The sequence below is a fragment of the Marinobacter sp. EN3 genome (assembly GCF_000475315.1).
Classification (GTDB): domain Bacteria; phylum Pseudomonadota; class Gammaproteobacteria; order Pseudomonadales; family Oleiphilaceae; genus Marinobacter; species Marinobacter nauticus.
In genome coordinates this window covers 70,957-87,165 of sequence record NZ_AXCC01000001.1, presented here as the reverse complement: position 1 = coordinate 87,165, position 16,209 = coordinate 70,957, and the positions used below count along the sequence as shown (strand labels likewise).

15 protein-coding genes are annotated in these 16,209 nt (G+C 55.1%); 8 read left to right on the top strand and 7 right to left on the bottom strand.

The window, feature by feature from the left end; genetic code table 11:
- Nucleotides 1–54 precede the first annotated feature (54 nt).
- The 3 genes from Q675_RS19925 to glgP are packed head-to-tail and all read left to right on the top strand — an operon-like array spanning nt 55 to nt 3,746.
- A complete protein-coding gene (locus Q675_RS19925; RefSeq protein WP_023010261.1) occupies nt 55–417 on the top strand; it encodes a PilZ domain-containing protein in 363 nt (120 codons plus the stop codon).
- Nucleotides 418–457: 40 nt separating this feature from the next.
- Nucleotides 458–1,228, top strand: a complete 771-nt coding sequence (locus Q675_RS19920) for an SDR family NAD(P)-dependent oxidoreductase (protein ID WP_023010260.1) — start codon at nt 458–460, stop codon at nt 1,226–1,228.
- Nucleotides 1,229–1,241: 13 nt separating this feature from the next.
- Nucleotides 1,242–3,746: an alpha-glucan family phosphorylase gene (gene glgP, locus Q675_RS19915; RefSeq protein ID WP_023010259.1), complete on the top strand. Its 2,505-nt coding sequence runs from the start codon at nt 1,242–1,244 to the stop codon at nt 3,744–3,746.
- Here glgP and Q675_RS19910 read toward each other — a convergent pair whose 3' ends face one another.
- Nucleotides 3,747–5,165, bottom strand: coding sequence for a TrkH family potassium uptake protein (locus Q675_RS19910; protein WP_011784915.1), 1,419 nt, complete (start codon nt 5,163–5,165; stop codon nt 3,747–3,749). It lies immediately after the preceding gene.
- A 251-nt stretch (nt 5,166–5,416) separates the two neighbouring features.
- Here Q675_RS19910 and Q675_RS19905 point away from each other — a divergent pair, with 251 nt between their 5' ends.
- Nucleotides 5,417–5,956, top strand: a complete 540-nt coding sequence (locus tag Q675_RS19905; protein WP_022991264.1) for a porin family protein — start codon at nt 5,417–5,419, stop codon at nt 5,954–5,956.
- Nucleotides 5,957–6,005: 49 nt separating this feature from the next.
- Here the strand turns inward: Q675_RS19905 and nhaD are convergent, their stop codons facing one another.
- Nucleotides 6,006–7,259, bottom strand: a complete 1,254-nt coding sequence (gene nhaD, locus Q675_RS19900; RefSeq protein WP_022991265.1) for a sodium:proton antiporter NhaD — start codon at nt 7,257–7,259, stop codon at nt 6,006–6,008.
- Between the two features lie 171 nt (nt 7,260–7,430).
- Here nhaD and Q675_RS19895 point away from each other — a divergent pair, with 171 nt between their 5' ends.
- Entirely contained in the window at nt 7,431–7,958 is a 528-nt protein-coding gene (locus Q675_RS19895) for a hypothetical protein (protein ID WP_022991266.1), read from the top strand.
- Nucleotides 7,959–7,983: 25 nt separating this feature from the next.
- Here the strand turns inward: Q675_RS19895 and Q675_RS19890 are convergent, their stop codons facing one another.
- Nucleotides 7,984–9,195 (bottom strand): MFS transporter, encoded by a 1,212-nt coding sequence (locus Q675_RS19890; RefSeq protein ID WP_023010258.1) that lies wholly within the window; start codon nt 9,193–9,195, stop codon nt 7,984–7,986.
- A 205-nt stretch (nt 9,196–9,400) separates the two neighbouring features.
- On the opposite strand from Q675_RS19890, the gene Q675_RS19885 reads away from it, so the two are divergent.
- On the top strand, nt 9,401–10,225 hold the full coding sequence (locus Q675_RS19885; RefSeq protein ID WP_023010257.1) for a MipA/OmpV family protein: 825 nt from the start codon (nt 9,401–9,403) through the stop codon (nt 10,223–10,225).
- 86 nt (nt 10,226–10,311) lie between these two features.
- Here the strand turns inward: Q675_RS19885 and Q675_RS19880 are convergent, their stop codons facing one another.
- The 4 genes from Q675_RS19880 to Q675_RS19865 all read right to left on the bottom strand — a co-directional run bounded on the left by Q675_RS19880 (nt 10,312) and on the right by Q675_RS19865 (nt 14,220).
- A complete protein-coding gene (locus Q675_RS19880) occupies nt 10,312–10,893 on the bottom strand; it encodes a DUF6448 family protein (protein WP_023010256.1) in 582 nt (193 codons plus the stop codon).
- A gap of 204 nt (nt 10,894–11,097) precedes the next feature.
- Nucleotides 11,098–12,249, bottom strand: a complete 1,152-nt coding sequence (locus tag Q675_RS19875) for a helix-turn-helix domain-containing protein (protein ID WP_023010255.1) — start codon at nt 12,247–12,249, stop codon at nt 11,098–11,100.
- Nucleotides 12,240–13,565 carry a sensor histidine kinase gene (locus tag Q675_RS19870; RefSeq protein ID WP_023010254.1) on the bottom strand — a complete coding sequence of 442 codons (1,326 nt, stop codon included), beginning with the start codon at nt 13,563–13,565 and terminating at the stop codon, nt 12,240–12,242. Before Q675_RS19870 ends, Q675_RS19875 begins: the two co-directional genes overlap by 10 nt.
- Nucleotides 13,555–14,220 (bottom strand): response regulator transcription factor, encoded by a 666-nt coding sequence (locus Q675_RS19865; protein ID WP_023010253.1) that lies wholly within the window; start codon nt 14,218–14,220, stop codon nt 13,555–13,557. Before Q675_RS19865 ends, Q675_RS19870 begins: the two co-directional genes overlap by 11 nt.
- Before the next feature lie 62 nt (nt 14,221–14,282).
- Between Q675_RS19865 and Q675_RS19860 the strand changes: the two genes are divergently transcribed.
- Complete coding sequence (locus Q675_RS19860; protein ID WP_227499476.1) at nt 14,283–15,704, top strand: ferric reductase-like transmembrane domain-containing protein; 1,422 nt, start codon at nt 14,283–14,285, stop codon at nt 15,702–15,704.
- A 76-nt stretch (nt 15,705–15,780) separates the two neighbouring features.
- Nucleotides 15,781–16,161, top strand: a complete 381-nt coding sequence (locus Q675_RS19855; protein ID WP_011784787.1) for a PepSY domain-containing protein — start codon at nt 15,781–15,783, stop codon at nt 16,159–16,161.
- Nucleotides 16,162–16,209 lie beyond the last annotated feature (48 nt).

Sequence of the window (16,209 nt, the reverse complement as noted above, 5' to 3'; positions counted from 1 at the left end):
TGTAAAGTGAGGGAGTACTGATATCCATTCGGCAAGCTCACAGGAGGAAGCGGCATGGAGCATCGGCTGAGCCAACGAGTAGAAGGCGGGTTGCCCATTCTCGTTTATAAACGCGGCATGCCAGTAGCGACAGGCATGATCCGGGACGCATCCAGACGTGGCCTTTTCATCGCCACTGATTATTCGGATGTGCGGCTTAACCAGACCATTGAACTTGCGTTCCGGTTTCCGGAGCGCTCCCAGAAGGGCCACTGCACCCTCAGCGCCCATGTTGTGCGGACCGATGATGGCGGTCTGGGTGTGGACTTTGAGGGTGTTGAGAATGACGGGCCTACCATTGCTGAACTGATTGCGTACTTGCAGGAACAGGCGTCGACTGACTTCCTGGCGGGGCGATTTCGCGAACATATGCACTGATCACAAGTGAATAAAACGGACTTTGGAAAGGAAAACTGTCATGGCACGACTTAAAGGAAAAGTAGCTGCGGTAACTGGCGGCGCACTGGGCATTGGCAAAGCGGCGGTTGAACGGATGGCAGAAGAGGGCGCAGCCGTTGGCATAATCGACTGTCTGGATAGCGAAGGTGAAGCCCTCGCCAAATCTCTCACTGCCAAAGGCTTCAAGGTTGGTTACTGGCATTGCGATGTGACCAATGAGCAGCAGGTGAAATCGGCTCTGGATGGCGTGGCCGGGCACTTCGGAGCACTACACGTAGTGGTAAGCAATGCCGGCATTTCCGGCGCCAACAAGCCAACCCACGAGGTGACCGAGGAAGAATGGGACAAGGTACAGGCCGTTAACGTAAAAGGGGTGTTCTTTTGCACCAAGCACGCCATTCCCCATATGAAAAAGGCCGGTGGCGGCAGCATCATCAATCTGTCGTCCATTTACGGCTTGGTAGGTGCGCCAGACGCACCTCCGTACCATGCATCCAAGGGTGCGGTCCGGCTGATGACCAAGACTGATGCGATGATCTATGCTCCGGATAACATACGGGTGAATTCCGTTCATCCCGGTTTTATCTGGACCCCGATGGTCGAGAACCACCTGAAAACCACCGGGCAGGATCTTGAGGCAGCGAAACAGGCAACCGCGGCAATGCATCCTCTGGGCCACCTGGGTGAGCCGGACGACATTGCCTGGGGCATTGTCTTCCTCGCATCCGATGAATCCAAATTCATGACCGGGAGCGAACTGGTTATCGACGGCGGTTATACCGCGCATTAACGGCTGACGCCCCATGACTCTGGCCGCGTATACCATGAGGGCCCTGCCAGCACAGCTGTCAGGGCTGATGGCCATTGCACTGGATTTGCAGTGGAGCTGGCACCATGGATGTGATCAGTTGTGGCGACAGCTGGATGAAGAAATCTGGGAGGCAACGCATAATGCCTGGCTGGTGTTGAACAGCGCCTCGGCAGAACGGCTGCAACAACTGGCCGAAGACCCGGAGTTTCTGACCCAATACCAGCAGCAGCTGAACCGCCATGAGGCATTCAACCAGTGCCCGACCTGGTATTCTGAAAACTGCGGAAACCAGCTGGCCACTGGCGTCGCCTGGTTCTGCATGGAGTATGGGGTGTCGGAATCCCTGCCGTTATACAGCGGCGGCCTGGGCGTTCTGGCCGGGGATTTCCTGAAGGCTTCCAGCGATCTCGGTGTGCCGGTCACAGCCGTGGGCTTGCTCTACCAGCAGGGCTATTTCCGGCAGGCCCTGAACGCTGAGGGGGAACAGCTGGAGTTTCACCCGTATAACGATCCGACCATGCTCCCGGTTACTCCGTTACGGGACAGCAACGGAGAATGGGCAAGGGTAAACGTACCTTTTCCCGGCCGTACGGTTCGCCTGAGGGCCTGGAAAGGACAGGTGGGGCGCTGTGAATTGTTGCTGCTCGACAGTAATGACCCCCGGAATGAGCCCGGCGACAGGGGTATTACCAGCGAGCTATACAGCGGCGATCCGGAAAAACGCCTGCAACAGGAAATGGTGCTTGGAATTGGCGGCTGGCGCTTGTTGGCACAATTGGGGCGCAAACCTGCTTTGTGCCACATTAACGAAGGCCACAGCGCATTGGCGTTGGTTGAGCGCGCGGTGCACTGGCAACAGCAGAATGAGACCAGTTTTGAAGTGGCGCGGCTGGCAACCAGAGCCACCAACCTTTTTACCACCCACACTTCAGTAGCTGCTGGTTTTGACCGGTTCCCGGCGAAACTTGCCCGATTGTACCTGGAGCCCTGGTTGCAGGAAATCGGCCAGCCGTTGGAGACCATACTGACCGTTGCCAATGGTGGTTCAAGCGATTTGAACATGTCGGGGCTTGCGCTGGGTATGAGCGGGCGTTTTAACGGTGTCAGCCAGATTCACAAACAGGTCACTCAATCCATTTTCCAACCCTGGTTCGGGCGCTGGCCGGCGGCCGATGTGCCAGCAGAATATGTTACCAACGGCGTGCATACCCCAAGCTGGGATTCTCCGGAGGCGGACGAATTATGGACGTCGGCCTGTGGCAAGGACCGCTGGCGACAGCCTATGACGGACCTTTGCCCGCTGAAAGAGACTACTGACCATGATCTCTGGCAGATGCGCAGAAACCAGCGACATCGATTGGTGTATTACCTGCGAGCGCGACTGCAGAGCCAGCATTGTGAGCACAACTACGGCAACAGCGAGGAAGCGGCGTGTGGTCTGCTTCTGGATACTGAGTCTCTGACGCTAGGTTTTGCCCGCCGCTTTACCGATTACAAACGCCCGGACTTGCTGCTGACAGATCCGGAACGACTGATTCGGCTCCTCAGCAACCGGGACCGGCCCCTGCAGATTGTATTAGCAGGCAAGGCCCACCCCCACGACAGCGAAGGCAAGGCCATCATCAAGCGTTGGAAGCAGTTTACACGGCTGCCAGAGGTGGAAGGGCGCGTGGTGTTCATTGAAGACTACGATATGGCCGTTGCCAGTGAACTGATTCAGGGCGTGGATGTGTGGCTAAATTGCCCGCGCCATCCCTGGGAAGCCTGCGGTACCAGCGGCATGAAGGTGCTGGTTAATGGTGGTTTGAACCTGTCGCAATACGATGGCTGGTGGGCCGAAGCCTGGCAGCCGGAGCTGGGCTGGGCCATTCGGCCGGGCGCCACCTTTGAGGAGTTGAGCCAGACTGACAAACACGACGAGGCGGATGCCGAAGAACTCTATCAGTTGCTGGAAAATCAGGTTGTACCGGAGTTCTACCAGCGCAATGAACAGGGATTACCGGCCAACTGGCTGGCCAGAATCCGAGCCAGCATGAACGAATTAACTGCACGATACTCGGCCAACCGCATGGTGCGGGAATATGTCACGGATTTCTACCTGCCCATGGTGGCCCAAGGCGCGGAGCGCAGTGCAGTAGGTGCTGACGAACTAGTTTCAGTGAAAGAAACCATAGCCCGACACTGGCCACGCCTTAGGTTTGGCGCAATGGACGCCCGGGAGGAAGGCCAAAAACTGCGTTTCGATCTGGATGTGTATCTGGATGGCCTGAGCCCGGAACTGGTCGCCGTAGAGTTGGTGGCAGAATCCTCAAACTCCGGCCCACGCCTGGTGCAGTCTATGGCGTTCAGCGGGCCACTACAGGAAGCCGAACAGACGTACCGATATTACTGCACGGTGCCACCACGCCCGCTAGAGCATTTCACTCCGCGCATCCGCATTCATGAACCCAGGCTAAACCTGCCCCTGGAAGACGCTCACATTCTCTGGCTACGCTGATCAGCCGCGCCAGAAGCCCGGTGAGAGCACGATCACCACGCTCAGGATTTCCAGACGCCCCATCAGCATGCCCACTGACAGAATCCACTTGGCGGCGTCGGGCAGAGGCGAGAAGTTCCCGGCGGGGCCAATGATATCGCCAAGGCCGGGACCAACGTTGGTCAGTGAGGTGAGGGCGCCAGAAAGGGCAGTGACAAAGTCGAGCTGAAGGGATGCCAGCAACACGGTGATCACCAGCAGACACAACAGGAAGATAAAGGTATAGGCAATCATCGAGGAGATGATTTCGTCGCTGACGGCACGGCCGTTGTAGTTACGGGTAAATACGGCCCGTGGGTGCAACAGCCGCATTAACTGCTCTCGCAGAATGATCAGCGATAGCTGGAACCGGAAGATTTTCATGCCACCGGCGGTTGAGCCTGAGCAGCCGCCCACAAACATGAGGAAGAAGAACACCACAAAGGCCAGGGGCCCCCAGGCGGAGTAATCTTCAGACGCGTAGCCCGTGGTCGTAACAACGGAAGTCACATTAAAAAGTGTGGCTGCGTAATTGTGAATCGGGTCGAAGGGTACCGGGGATACCCACCAGCGATAGAGCGTGAGCATGGCCGGCACCGCGAACAGAATCCCCAGGAACAGACGAACCTGCTGATCACGGAACAGAACCCCATGCTGGCCGTGCATTTCCCGCACAAACAGGAAAAACGGCAGGCTGCCGATGATCATGAAAAAGGTGGCTTCCAGCAGGATAAGGTCGCTGAACTTACCCATGGACAGGTCTGAGGTTGAAAAGCCGCCTGTGGCAATGCTGGTCAGGCCATGGTTGAACGCGTCAAACAGAGACATCCCGGACAGCCAGTAGGTGACAACCGCAACCACGGAAAACACCAGATACACCAACAGCAGGCCCCGGCTGAGAGTCTTCATGCGTGGCAGAGCCTTTTCCGTCCACTCAGACGATTCGGTAGCGAACAGGCGCATCCCGCCCACTCGCAGGAAAGGCAGTACGGCAACGAACATGCCGATAATCCCGATACCGCCCAGCCACTGAAGGATCGAGCGCCAGAGCAGCAGATCCTTGTCCATCGTGTCCAGGCCGGTGAACACAGTAGCCCCCGTGGTGGTGATACCGGAAGTGCCCTCAAAAAACGCATCCGCCGCCGAGATGTCGTTATCGCTCAGGTAAAAGGGAAGGGCAGATAGAAGGGCGATGACAAACCAGCTGGAGACGGTGAGCACGAACATATAGCGAGGTTTCAGTTCGCGGGGTTCACGGTAGGTCAGCAACAGCCCCAGAACACCAAGCACGCAAACAATAGCCGCCGATTCGGCAAACGCGATGGCATTGGGTGCACCGGAAGGGGTGGCAGCCAACAGCAGTACCGGTAACGTCATGAAAACACTCAGAAGTATAAACATGACGCTGACAATGAAGACGACAGGGGCTAGGTTTCTCAAGGCACGCTCAAGCCAGCTGACAAAAAGACGGCGTCAGCATACCCGCGGGCTTGCTTAACCGCAAGGAAACAGGCCCCGGACAGAAGTATTAACCCGGAATTAAATCGGCGTAAAAAATGGGTAAATACGGAACGCACCTATGGCGGGAATCGTCGGACTGATGCACGTTTACTGTCAGGCCGTGAAGGCCTGTATGAACAGGGAGAAAGACTATGAAGACCACAAGAAAGGTTCTTGTTGCATCAACTGCCTTTGCCGGGCTGGCCCTGACTGGGCTTGCTTCTGCCCAGGATATGTATAAATCCGGTGTTGGCGGGCTCTACGCCGGCCTGAATTACACCTTCATGGAAACCGATTTCGATGGCCTGGCAGAAGCCGACACCAGCACCTTGTCTGGCAAGGTCGGCGTTATGGCCACGGACTATTTCGGTGTTGAGGCCCGAGCGGGCTTTGGTGTGGATGACGATCGGATTGCCGGCGTTGACGTTAAAATCGACAACTTCTTCGGTGGTTACGGCACGGTAAACGTGGTGAACGAGAGCCCGGTAACACCCTACGCTGTTTTCGGTTTCACTCGTATTGAAGCTGAGGCAGGCTCAGTGGAAGACGATGATTCCGATTTCTCGTACGGTGCCGGCGTGAACGTAAAGTTCGCCAAGAACCTGTCAGGCAACCTCGAATACATGCGTTACTACGATGACGATGATATTACCGTAGATGGCATCGGCCTGGGCGTTCAGGTCAACTTCTGACGATGAGATAACCAATGCCTGCGGGGCGGAACCTCGCAGGCTTTCGACTTTAGCCGTTCATCACAGAGCCAAGCAGAATCACCCCGGCATAGCCCACTGTGTACGCGGCCAGAAGGTGTAGCGCGTACTTCAGGTAAGCCACAAACGTGAGCCCCTCAATTTTGCTCATGGCTACAATTCCCGCCGCAGAACCGATTACCAGCAACGAACCACCGACGCCAACGGCATAGGTTAGCCCCATCCATTCCCCGGGGCTCATGTCGATACCGGACTTCAGCAGTGCGGCCGTTAAAGGCACGTTATCGATGACCGCGGAGAAAATGCCCATCAGATAGTTGGCGTACACCGGCGGCATGACATCATAGATTGCCACCAGTGAATCCAGAGCATGAATTTCTTTTAGCATACCCACCAGAAGCAGGATCCCCAGGAAGAACAGCAGGGTTTCAAACTCGATAACCCGGATGTATTCGAGAATCGGGTCCAGATCCGAGTCGTCGCTCATGAAGCGGGACACCAGGAACATGATGGAAAGACCAAAAAGGAAGGTCAGCACTGGCGGAATACTGAATAACGCGTTGCCAGTAATGGTGGCAATGATTGTAACCAGAAACAGGCCCGCGATTACCGCGTCTACGGTTCGGACTTCATTGGAACTGGCTTTCAGGGTAACGGTGCCGGACAGACCCCCAGAAAGAAGCACGGCCAGCAAAAACACCGTGATTGAAGCGGGAATGGCCAGTGTCAGCAGCGTCAGGATTTCCACTTTGTCTGCCAGGAAGATCATCAGCGTGGTGACATCGCCGGTGATCAGTGAAACGCCGCCGGAGTTCACTGCAAACACAACCAAAACAATGAATTGCAAACGCTTCTTAAGATCCAGGTTTAAAGAGAGAATCAGAGAGCACGAAACCAGCGTTGCTGTGATGTTATCGGCCAGGGAAGAAAATACGAAGCAGAACAGACCGGTCAGAAACAGTAATCGCCGCTCGGTGACCTGACGAGGCATGATCAGGTAGATCATGTTTTCGATCATACCTTTCTTGTTCAGGTAGGCCACAAATGTCATCGCCGCCACCAGAAACAGCCATAACCCGGCGATCTCGGCAATGCTCTCCGAAAGGCCAGAGGAAACTGCAGCGGTTTCGTCTACACCGGAACTGAACAGAAACAGGAGAACCCAGCTGAACGTACCAAAGAACAGTGTGGTTTTCGCCTTGTTGACGTGAATGACTTCTTCAAAGATGACGCCGAGCAGCGCCAAAATGGCAACAGCAATCAGAACAGCTTCAAGAATCGGCATTTTGGAACCCTGAACACCTGGGGAGATAAGGCAGCGATTCTAAACCCATTAGTCGCAGCCTCCAAGGTTAGTAAACTACTGGGCACTGGCTATACTCAAATCTGACGCACATCAAAAGGGCATTCGCTCTTTCTGTTATTGATGGAAAGGTCACAATGGGGAGAGAAAGTCATGAAACACAGTTTGAGAACACTGGTCTGTGCCAGCCTGATTTCGCTGCCACTCGCTACCTTTGCCCAGGGTGGATCCGGGCAGGGCAGTCAGGCAGGAATGATGAACCAGGAACGGATTCAGCAAATGCAGCAGAACATGGATCGAATGAACCAGACCATGCAGCAGATGCAGAATGCGACGACCAGAGAAGAACGCCAACGCCTGCGGCAGGAACATATGGAGCACATGCAGGAACACCTGCAGATAATGCGAGAGTCCGGAATGGGGCCAGGCATGATGGGCCAGGGCGCGGGAATGATGGGGCAAGGCATGGGAATGAACGGCCAGGGCCCCGGCATGGGCAACCGAAACCCCGGTCAGGGCCAGATGAAGAATCAGGGGCCTGGCAACAGCGGACAGGGAATGCGGCAAGGTAACCCGGCCATGAGCGAAGATCAGCGGCTGCAGCGCATGGAACAACGGATGGACCAGATGCAGTTGATGATGGAACAAATGCTTCAGAATCAGCGCCAGGGAAACCAGTAACGCCGAAAACGAATCAAACCCTGCCTTAAGTGGCCGAAGCGAGATTACGTTTACTGCTGGCGCGCATCCAAAGCACTGAAAGTGCGATGCAACCGATGGGCGCCAGCATTAGCAGATTCATAGTTTCCCAACCCAGATGATGCAGCAAGGTGCCAGACATCAGCGAACCGATGGTGACCAAAACAAAAATCACCAGGTCGTTTATACCCTGAACTTTGCCTCGCTCAGCCTCCGTATGCAGGGTTGAGAGCAGGGTGCTGCCGCCAATAAACAGGAAGTTCCATCCTACTCCCAACAAAACCAGCGCAACCCAGAAGTGGACAAGCGATGTGCCCAGTATCGTGGTGACCGCAGTGCCCACCAGAATCAGGCAGCCGGTCACCAGAATGCGCCCTAGACCAAACCGGGCAATCAGACTGCCGGTAAAAAAAGAGGGCGCGTACATGCCCAGAACATGCCACTGCATGATAAAGGCGACCTGATCCATTCCGAACGACTGACCACGCATTGCCAGTGGCGTTGCCGTCATCACCAGAACCATAATGGCGTATCCAATGGCGCCCGAGGCCACCGCCACGGTAAAAGCAGGACTGCGGGCAATGGCGCTCAAGGAGCGGGTACTTTCACCTTCATGGGGTTCGCCGACATAAGGCACTTTGAGCTGGCTTAGCAGTGCGATTGCGACCAAAGCCAGAATCGCGATGACCAGATACGGACCACCGGATGGCACCTCTGAAACCAGGTTGCCCATGGCACTGGCATTCCAAGGTCCGAGAAACGCGGCGACAACACCGCCCGCCAGAACAAAGGAAATCGCACGGCTACGGAACGACGGGCTGGCCACATCCAGTGCCGCGAACCGGTAATACATCGCAAAGCCTTGGTATAACCCAAGTAAAAGACTGCCCAGGCAGAATACGCTGAAGGACTGAACGGCAATGCCGAGAAAACTCAGCCCGCCACCGCCGGCACCCCCGATAGCTGCGCCCATAATAAAGCCGCGACGGCGACCAACTTTTTTCATGAACAACGAAGCGGGCAGGGTGGAAAACACTGTGCCGAGCATCATGATGGCGATCGGCAGTGTCGCCAGACCTGGATCGGGACTCAGTTGCTGCCCAACCACGCCGCTCAGGGTCATTACGGTGATCGCAGCAATCATAAACATCACCTGACAGATCACCAGAATGGCAACGTTGCGCTTTTCCAGGTGGTACACGGCTGGACTGGTTGTCATTGGGCTGCCTTGGTTGAATGGCTGGCGATGGCGAGAGCTTTATATTCTAAGGTTATTCCTCTGGAATGAAATAGAAAGGAGCAAAATGAGTGAGCGCTAAAGGTCCCGAAAGCGCGTTAGCGAGAGCATTATCGTCGGAGAGAAATAATCATCCATTGTGATGAGTAAGTCGTATTACCGATGACTGTTTGTCAGAGGAAAAACCATGAAAAAGGCAGCCCTTAAAGTCGCCACATTTGTTGGCGCTTTCTCATGCCTGGGACCGGTAGGTGCAACAGAGAGCAGAACGCCTCTCGTTCCACTTCCTTCTATTGACGATTTCACCAACGGTGATGGCTGGGGATTTGGTCTTGGGCTGAGCGTTGAATATGAGACGGCTTACGAGGGTTCGGATGAGTTCGAGCTTGAGGCCGACCCCGCAGGTGGTGTTCAGTGGCGAACCGGTGAAAACATCTTTTTCTGGGCCGGCGAAGCCGTTGGGTGGCGAACGTTGGTGAAGGATTCCTGGTTATTTCAGACATCTATAGGGTATGAAGAAGGCCGGGAAGAGGGTGACTCAGAAGATGGAAGGCTGGATGGTTTAGGCGAGTCGGATTCCGGCGTGGCGGTATTGCTGGAAGCACGTTACTCGCTTACAGAGGACTGGCGTTACTTTTTGGATGGACGCGTATCAACAGGAGAAATTGGTACGCTCGGAATTTTCGGTGCAGGAACGTGTTTGGCGTGCCAGGCTGATGGTACTGGCTGGGAAGTGGGCGCTGCCGCGACTTTCCACGATAGCAAGCTCGCCAACCGGGACTTTGGCATAACCACACAACAATCCATTGATTCGGGGCTACCGGAAACTGATGTTGATAGTGGGTATAGATCAACGGGCGTTAATGTCAGCTACCGAAATTACTTGGGCGAGAACTGGCAGGTATTCGGCGAAGCTCTTTACGAAATCTACGGCAGTGACGTTTCAGACAGCCCGATCTCCAGGAACGATTACGAGGCGGAAGTAGGCGTTGGCTTCATTTATGTTTTTTAGGTTTGGCTGGCGTGACTAGGGATGCTCACTGAAGACCACGGCAAAGCAGGCCGTCAGCCTGCTTTGCATCTGCTCCCAAATAAAAATCAGTGGCCCTGCGCTCCAGCGGCGCCATGCACTCCCTCTATATAGTGAATGTAATTGACGTAGTCAGCGACAAAGTCACGCCCCATATCAACGCTTTGATCAACCATGGCCCTTGCACGCTGAGCCTCATGATAACGCTCACGAATGCCATCCTCGATCTTGCGGGTTATATTTGCCACGAGGCGATCAATTTGCCCGTTTTCCAACGCTGCATCCGCCGCCATTAAACCCGGATCAATCTGTCCCGAAGGCTTTATGCCCGCAAAGGGTGCGCCTTCGGAGGCACGATGAACCTCAACGAGCGTCGAGAACAAATGCTGATCGGCAATGTGTTTCGCAGTTTCGCTTTGCCCGCGGACTTGGCGCACATCGGCGAATACCCTTTTGATTTCTGCCTCATCCTTTGCCGGCACCCATTTGAGCAAGGGTTTAACATAGCCTGACTCCAGCGCCGCACGGGCTTCGGTAATCACGGGACCGTCCAGAGCATCACAATGAGCTTGGGCGCTACCGGCAAATATCAGGCTTAAGATTGCTGCGGCCACTGCAGGAACAGCGGTTTTGCTTAATTTGGTTTTCATACATAACCTCCTCATATTGCGTTGAGCTTCACGAGCACCGGGTTTGGTGACGCTTGGCAACCAGAGTACGGAAGGCAGGCCAAAGAATCGTTCGCAAGTACGAAACCGAACCAATTCCATGGTTTAGAAATAAAAATAAACGATTCAGTTAGTTAGAGGTTTCAGTATCGGGTGGGAGCGTACTCGAACGTCTGATTGCCAGGTTCAGGATTGAGGCTCGGGGCGAATATCGCCCTGCAGGGCTCGTCGGCGATATTCACTGGGGGTAAATCCTGTCTCTTTCTTGAAAGCAGTATTGAATACGGACTTCGAGTTGAAACCAGATTCATACATAATCTGCAGAATATTTTCCTGATTGGCTGCATCGGCCAGTCGCGATTTCGCCTCGTCGATGCGATAGCGACTGACGAACTCAAAGAAATTGCAGCCAAAGCCTTGGTTAATGGCTCGTGAAACCTCTCTTGAAGGGGCGTCCAATTTCCGTGAAAGTTGTTCCAGAGTGAGGTTGGGGTGCAAGTGAGGCTTTTCCTGGTGCACTAACTGTTCGAGCCTGACCTTTAATGCGTGATCAAACTGCGGTGCGGGCTCTTCTTCCAGCAAGGCGGCCTGGTCTGCTGCCAATCCAGAGAAAACAACGGGTTGGCGAAGAGAATTTATCATCAGAAAATTGATGAAAATGAAGCCCGTTACAGCGCCAGCGCCGGCCACCCACTCGGTTCCGGGCGCGCTTCTGAACACATGCGCCGTAAGGCAGTACAACATGCTGACGGTCCAGGCCACTGCATAGCCGATCAGAAGCGCCCGTAACCAGGCAAGTTGTTTGTTTTCAATACTCGAGAAAATCTGTCGAATACCAAGGCCGAAACGGTTGATCGCTCGAATCGTCGTGCACAGGTAGCCCAGAAAGACCGCGTGAATAGCGACTGCAAGAAGGGGAGAGGTAAGTACGCCCGGGTGGTCCCGTTCAAGCAGAATCTGAACTTTGGTCTCGCTCGGCTGCAAATAATATTCAACCAGGAAAATTGCACCGACAACCCAGAATAGCAACGTGTGCACGAGATGTTTCCCGCGCAACTGGAAATTCTGATACATCAGCGATTGCGCATATAGATAGAGCGTGCCTGCTTGCAAAAGCCCGATGAGTGTTCCGAGGTAGGCGAAGTTTGGGTGCTGGAGCGCAAGCCCGCTGCCATAGAGGAAGATCTCTCCCAGCCCGGCGGCGAAGAAAACAAGAGTGGCAACCAGGAGCCGGTTAGAAATCAGCCCAATGTTGGATGGAAGTAGGAGAAAAACAGCAAGAGCCAGTGATTGAATGATGCTCGTCAGCAGCACAATGTCGGTGAGTGTCAGATACATGCCAGATTCAGCTCCGCTTCAAAACCATCCTGCCGTCCTGTTGCCGGCGATCTGAGATGCAAGGTCATGCCGGCACCTTCAGCAATCGCATCGGCAATTGCGAGGCCCAGGCCAGAACCTGCTGCCTCTGTTTTGGCCCTTGCAAACCGGTTTCTTAAAAGAGCGAGCTGTTCAGGTGGCACCCTTTCACCACCATTGGAGATTCTTAGAACGCCATTATCGTTCAGGTTGATCTCCACTGGCTCGCTACGGGAGCCATGCTTAAGCGCATTCTCGATCAGGTTACGCACCAGGATGGCGAAGGCGTCCGGATCAAGAAAGGAGTTCACGTCGTTCTCCGGCAGCGATAAAACAAATCGCCCGGGCGCATGGGCCTCAAAATCCCGGACTATCATCGCGAGGATGGGGGCAAGATCCTTCTGGCTTTGTGAAAGTGCACCGCCGCCTTCGGCTTTTGCCAATTCGAGCAGTTTTCCGGACAGCACTGACAGACTGCGTAACGCTTCTTCAATTTCCGCAATATCGTTCTTCAGGTGATCATAGGGCACTCTGGTTTTAAGCCGCTGCACTTTAGCCAGTGCTGTTGCGAGAGGTGTCCGCAGTTCATGGGCACTGTTGGCCGTAAAGCTCCGTTCCGATTCAAGCGCACGGTGTAATCGCTCAAGCAGCCGGTTGACGGCAACAGCGATTGGTTCAAATTCATTGGGTAGCTGGCCCTCTGCAACAGGGGTAAGGTCTCCTGCACCTCGGGATTCAATGTCTTGCTGAAAATCGACCACCTTGCGAAGGGAAAGCCGGACAATCCACCAGACACTCAACAGGCTGACTGGAATCAGCACCAGTAAAGGCAACAGTAAGGCTAACCCCGCCTCCAGAGCGGATTCACGCCGGTGCGCCAGGGGTTCGGCCACTTCAAGATAGATGGTATTGCTGACTGCAGATACGCCGTATAGCCGGTGGGTCAGCGTATCTGAAAACCCTTCCGCGGGGGTTCTGCTAAACACGCCAGAGTCTGCATCGTGGGACTGGAGCAGAATATTTCCGTATTCATCCCGTACCAGATAAGTCAGATATTCGTCATGGTCTTTCAGGGCCGGGGCCTTTTGATTGCCCGCTCCGTTCTCCCGGTTCAGGATGTCGGTGACCGCCAGTGGCAGTATTCTCTGGGCGGTTTCTTCCAGGGCACTGTCGAAGACCTCGTTCATTTCGTGCTGCGCCACCAGTCCCGAAGCGGTCACGCCCAACAGCCAGAGTAGGGTGACACCGAGTGTCAGGCCGATACCGAGTGTTTTTTGCAGGCTGGTTCTAGTGGTCATGTGTTTCCAGGCGATAGCCCATTCCCCTGACGGTTACGATAGCGTCCCGCCCCAGCTTTTTACGCAGACGGCTGACATAAACTTCGATGGTGTTACTTTCGATTTCGGCCCCGAAAGCGTATAGACGATCCTCCAGTTGCGATCGCGATAACAGCATTCCGGGTCGCTGGATAAAGCCCTCAAACAATGCCCACTCCCGTGCCGTAAGTTCTACCGGCAGGCCGTTGCGACTGATGCGGTGATCGCCAAGATCAATCATCAGCTCGCCCACTTGTATGATCGGGCTTGGATTGCCGCGATATCGGCGAGCCACCGCGGCCACGCGGGCCGACAACTCCGAAAGATCAAAGGGTTTGACCAGGTAGTCGTCAGCACCGGCATTCAATCCTTCAATCCGGTCAGACACCTGATCCCTGGCGGTCAGAATGATCACCGGTGTTGTTATTCCGGTAGCCCGGATCGTTCGCAAAAAGCCGAAGCCATGGCCGTCGGGGAGCATCAGGTCCAGCAGAATCAAGTCGTAGGGTGTGGTCCTGACACTCGCCTCGGCAAAGCCCAGCGTTTGCACCCAGTCCACAGCGTGGCCGTCGTCCGCAATCTGATCCCGGACCGCCTCGCCCAATCCCGCCGTATCCTCCACCAAAAGTACCCGCATCGTTCACCTCTGACCCAGCCCTGAAATCAAGATACTACAGCTCGAACCTGACAACAGCCTGAATGGTCAATAACGCTTCGATCTCTCTTCACCGACCTTCAGCTGGCTGTCAGGTTTGGGCGCTAGCCTTCGGGGGAATATTCCAGGTACCGATCGCAGGAGATGTGATGATGCGGATGATTTTTCCTTTCGTTGTGTTGGTTTTGGGCCTATGGGCCTGGAACCTCTTTGCAGGTCCTGGGGCCGGTTCTCCCTGGGCAGTCTATGACCAGAGCCTGCTGCTCAGTGGGCTGTTATCCATTGCTCTGATGTCACTAGCCATGATGTTGGCACTGCGCCCAGCCTGGTTGGAGAGACCGCTGGGCGGGTTGGATCAGATCTATCGCACCCACAAATGGGCGGGCATTCTGGCAGTGGTATTCGCCGCCGCCCATTGGCTGATTGAAATGGGTGACGATGTAATAGAGTCGGTGTTCGGAAAAGCCGGCAAGCTGCACGATCAGGATTATTCCGGGTTCATCGACACCATGCGCGATGCGGCGGAAGAGGTAGGGGAGTTCGCCATCTATCTGCTGTTCGCCATGCTGCTGATCACCTTGTTGCGCAAGTTCCCCTACAAATACTGGCGCTATTTGCATCGCGGCATGCCGGTGCTTTATCTGTTGCTCGCTTTCCACGCGGCGTGGCTTACTCCGCTGCAATGGTGGCAGCAGCCAATCGGTGTGCTGATGGCCATTTTGCTCTTTGGCGGCAGCATCGCCAGCGGGCTATCCCTGACCGGCAGAGTTGGTCGTCGTCGCCAGGTTCGCGGCATGGTCACCGCGATCAAAACACCAGACCGGGACGTCACCGAAGTTACCTGCCACATGGGGCCGGCATGGCCCGGTCACCGTGCGGGGCAATTCGCCTTTGTGACCTTCGACCGACTAGAGGGCGCGCACCCGTTCACGATTGCCAGTGCCGATAGGGAAAATGGCACGGTTACGTTCATCATTAAATCGCTCGGCGACTTCACCCGCAATCTGAGCCAAAAAATCAGCGTGGGGCAAACCGTAAATATAGAAGGCCCTTACGGCTGTTTTAACTTCGATCGCCGCAACCGCAAATCCCACCAGATCTGGATAGCCGGTGGCATCGGGATCACGCCGTTTCTGGCCTGGCTCGAAGCTCTAAGCAGCGCCACCGACGCCACCGTGCCTGAAGCCGATCTGCATTACTGCACGCGCAACGCCGGCCAGGATCCCATGGTGGATCGACTTCGGGCGCTTTGCGATGGCTTTCCCGGGATACACCTCGAGATTCATGACAGCAGCAAGGGGCAGAGGTTGTCTGCCGAGACGTTGTCTACCAACGGACGCTCGGCAGCAGGCGCAGAGGTCTGGTTCTGCGGCCCGGCAGGGCTGGGGGAAGCCATTAGAAACGGCTTGCGGGCAGCACCCTTCCGCCTGACTCGCTTCCATAAAGAAGCTTTTCAGTTCCGCTGAAATGGCCTCGTTTGTTCAGGTCGTTGTCAGGTTAGCGCCTTAGAGTGGATTTAACACAACCAGCAGGAGAGACACCATGAAGACCAAACCCATTATTCTGAGCCTGTCTTTGTTACTTCTGAGCGGTACCGCAGTGGCCGATGACGACTGCGATGATCCGGTGGCGAGTTGGCAGCCCCGTGAAAATCTGCGTGAAAAGCTGGAAGCCGAAGGCTGGACAGTTCACCGAATAAAGGTTGACGACGGTTGTTATGAAGTCCGGGGCCTCGATGCCGATGGGGTCAGGGCAGAAGCCTCTTTCGCGCCCGCTTCATTGACCATGATGAAATGGGAGCGTGAAGACAGTGACGATGAGGAGAGGGACCGCGGCAACAGGAAAAATGGACAGGACAATCCCAAAAGTCAGGCGCCACGCAACGGCATCGTCAAGGGGCGTCCCACGGTTACCGTTGAGTAACTCAGCGAATTTGCCCTGTTCCTTTAACGTTCATCAGGTTTTTGGAGA

Coding starts and splice junctions, on each gene's coding strand:
- Q675_RS19855 (WP_011784787.1), top strand. CDS start 15,781: ATGAAGACCAAACCCATTATTCTGAGCCTGTCTTTGTTACTTCTGAGC.
- Q675_RS19865 (WP_023010253.1), bottom strand. CDS start 14,220: ATGCGGGTACTTTTGGTGGAGGATACGGCGGGATTGGGCGAGGCGGTC.
- Q675_RS19890 (WP_023010258.1), bottom strand. CDS start 9,195: ATGACAACCAGTCCAGCCGTGTACCACCTGGAAAAGCGCAACGTTGCC.
- Q675_RS19905 (WP_022991264.1), top strand. CDS start 5,417: ATGAAGACCACAAGAAAGGTTCTTGTTGCATCAACTGCCTTTGCCGGG.
- nhaD (WP_022991265.1), bottom strand. CDS start 7,259: ATGCCGATTCTTGAAGCTGTTCTGATTGCTGTTGCCATTTTGGCGCTG.
- Q675_RS19860 (WP_227499476.1), top strand. CDS start 14,283: ATGGTCAATAACGCTTCGATCTCTCTTCACCGACCTTCAGCTGGCTGT.
- Q675_RS19870 (WP_023010254.1), bottom strand. CDS start 13,565: ATGACCACTAGAACCAGCCTGCAAAAAACACTCGGTATCGGCCTGACA.
- Q675_RS19885 (WP_023010257.1), top strand. CDS start 9,401: ATGAAAAAGGCAGCCCTTAAAGTCGCCACATTTGTTGGCGCTTTCTCA.
- Q675_RS19925 (WP_023010261.1), top strand. CDS start 55: ATGGAGCATCGGCTGAGCCAACGAGTAGAAGGCGGGTTGCCCATTCTC.
- Q675_RS19910 (WP_011784915.1), bottom strand. CDS start 5,165: ATGTTTATACTTCTGAGTGTTTTCATGACGTTACCGGTACTGCTGTTG.
- Q675_RS19875 (WP_023010255.1), bottom strand. CDS start 12,249: ATGTATCTGACACTCACCGACATTGTGCTGCTGACGAGCATCATTCAA.
- Q675_RS19920 (WP_023010260.1), top strand. CDS start 458: ATGGCACGACTTAAAGGAAAAGTAGCTGCGGTAACTGGCGGCGCACTG.
- glgP (WP_023010259.1), top strand. CDS start 1,242: ATGACTCTGGCCGCGTATACCATGAGGGCCCTGCCAGCACAGCTGTCA.
- Q675_RS19895 (WP_022991266.1), top strand. CDS start 7,431: ATGAAACACAGTTTGAGAACACTGGTCTGTGCCAGCCTGATTTCGCTG.
- Q675_RS19880 (WP_023010256.1), bottom strand. CDS start 10,893: ATGAAAACCAAATTAAGCAAAACCGCTGTTCCTGCAGTGGCCGCAGCA.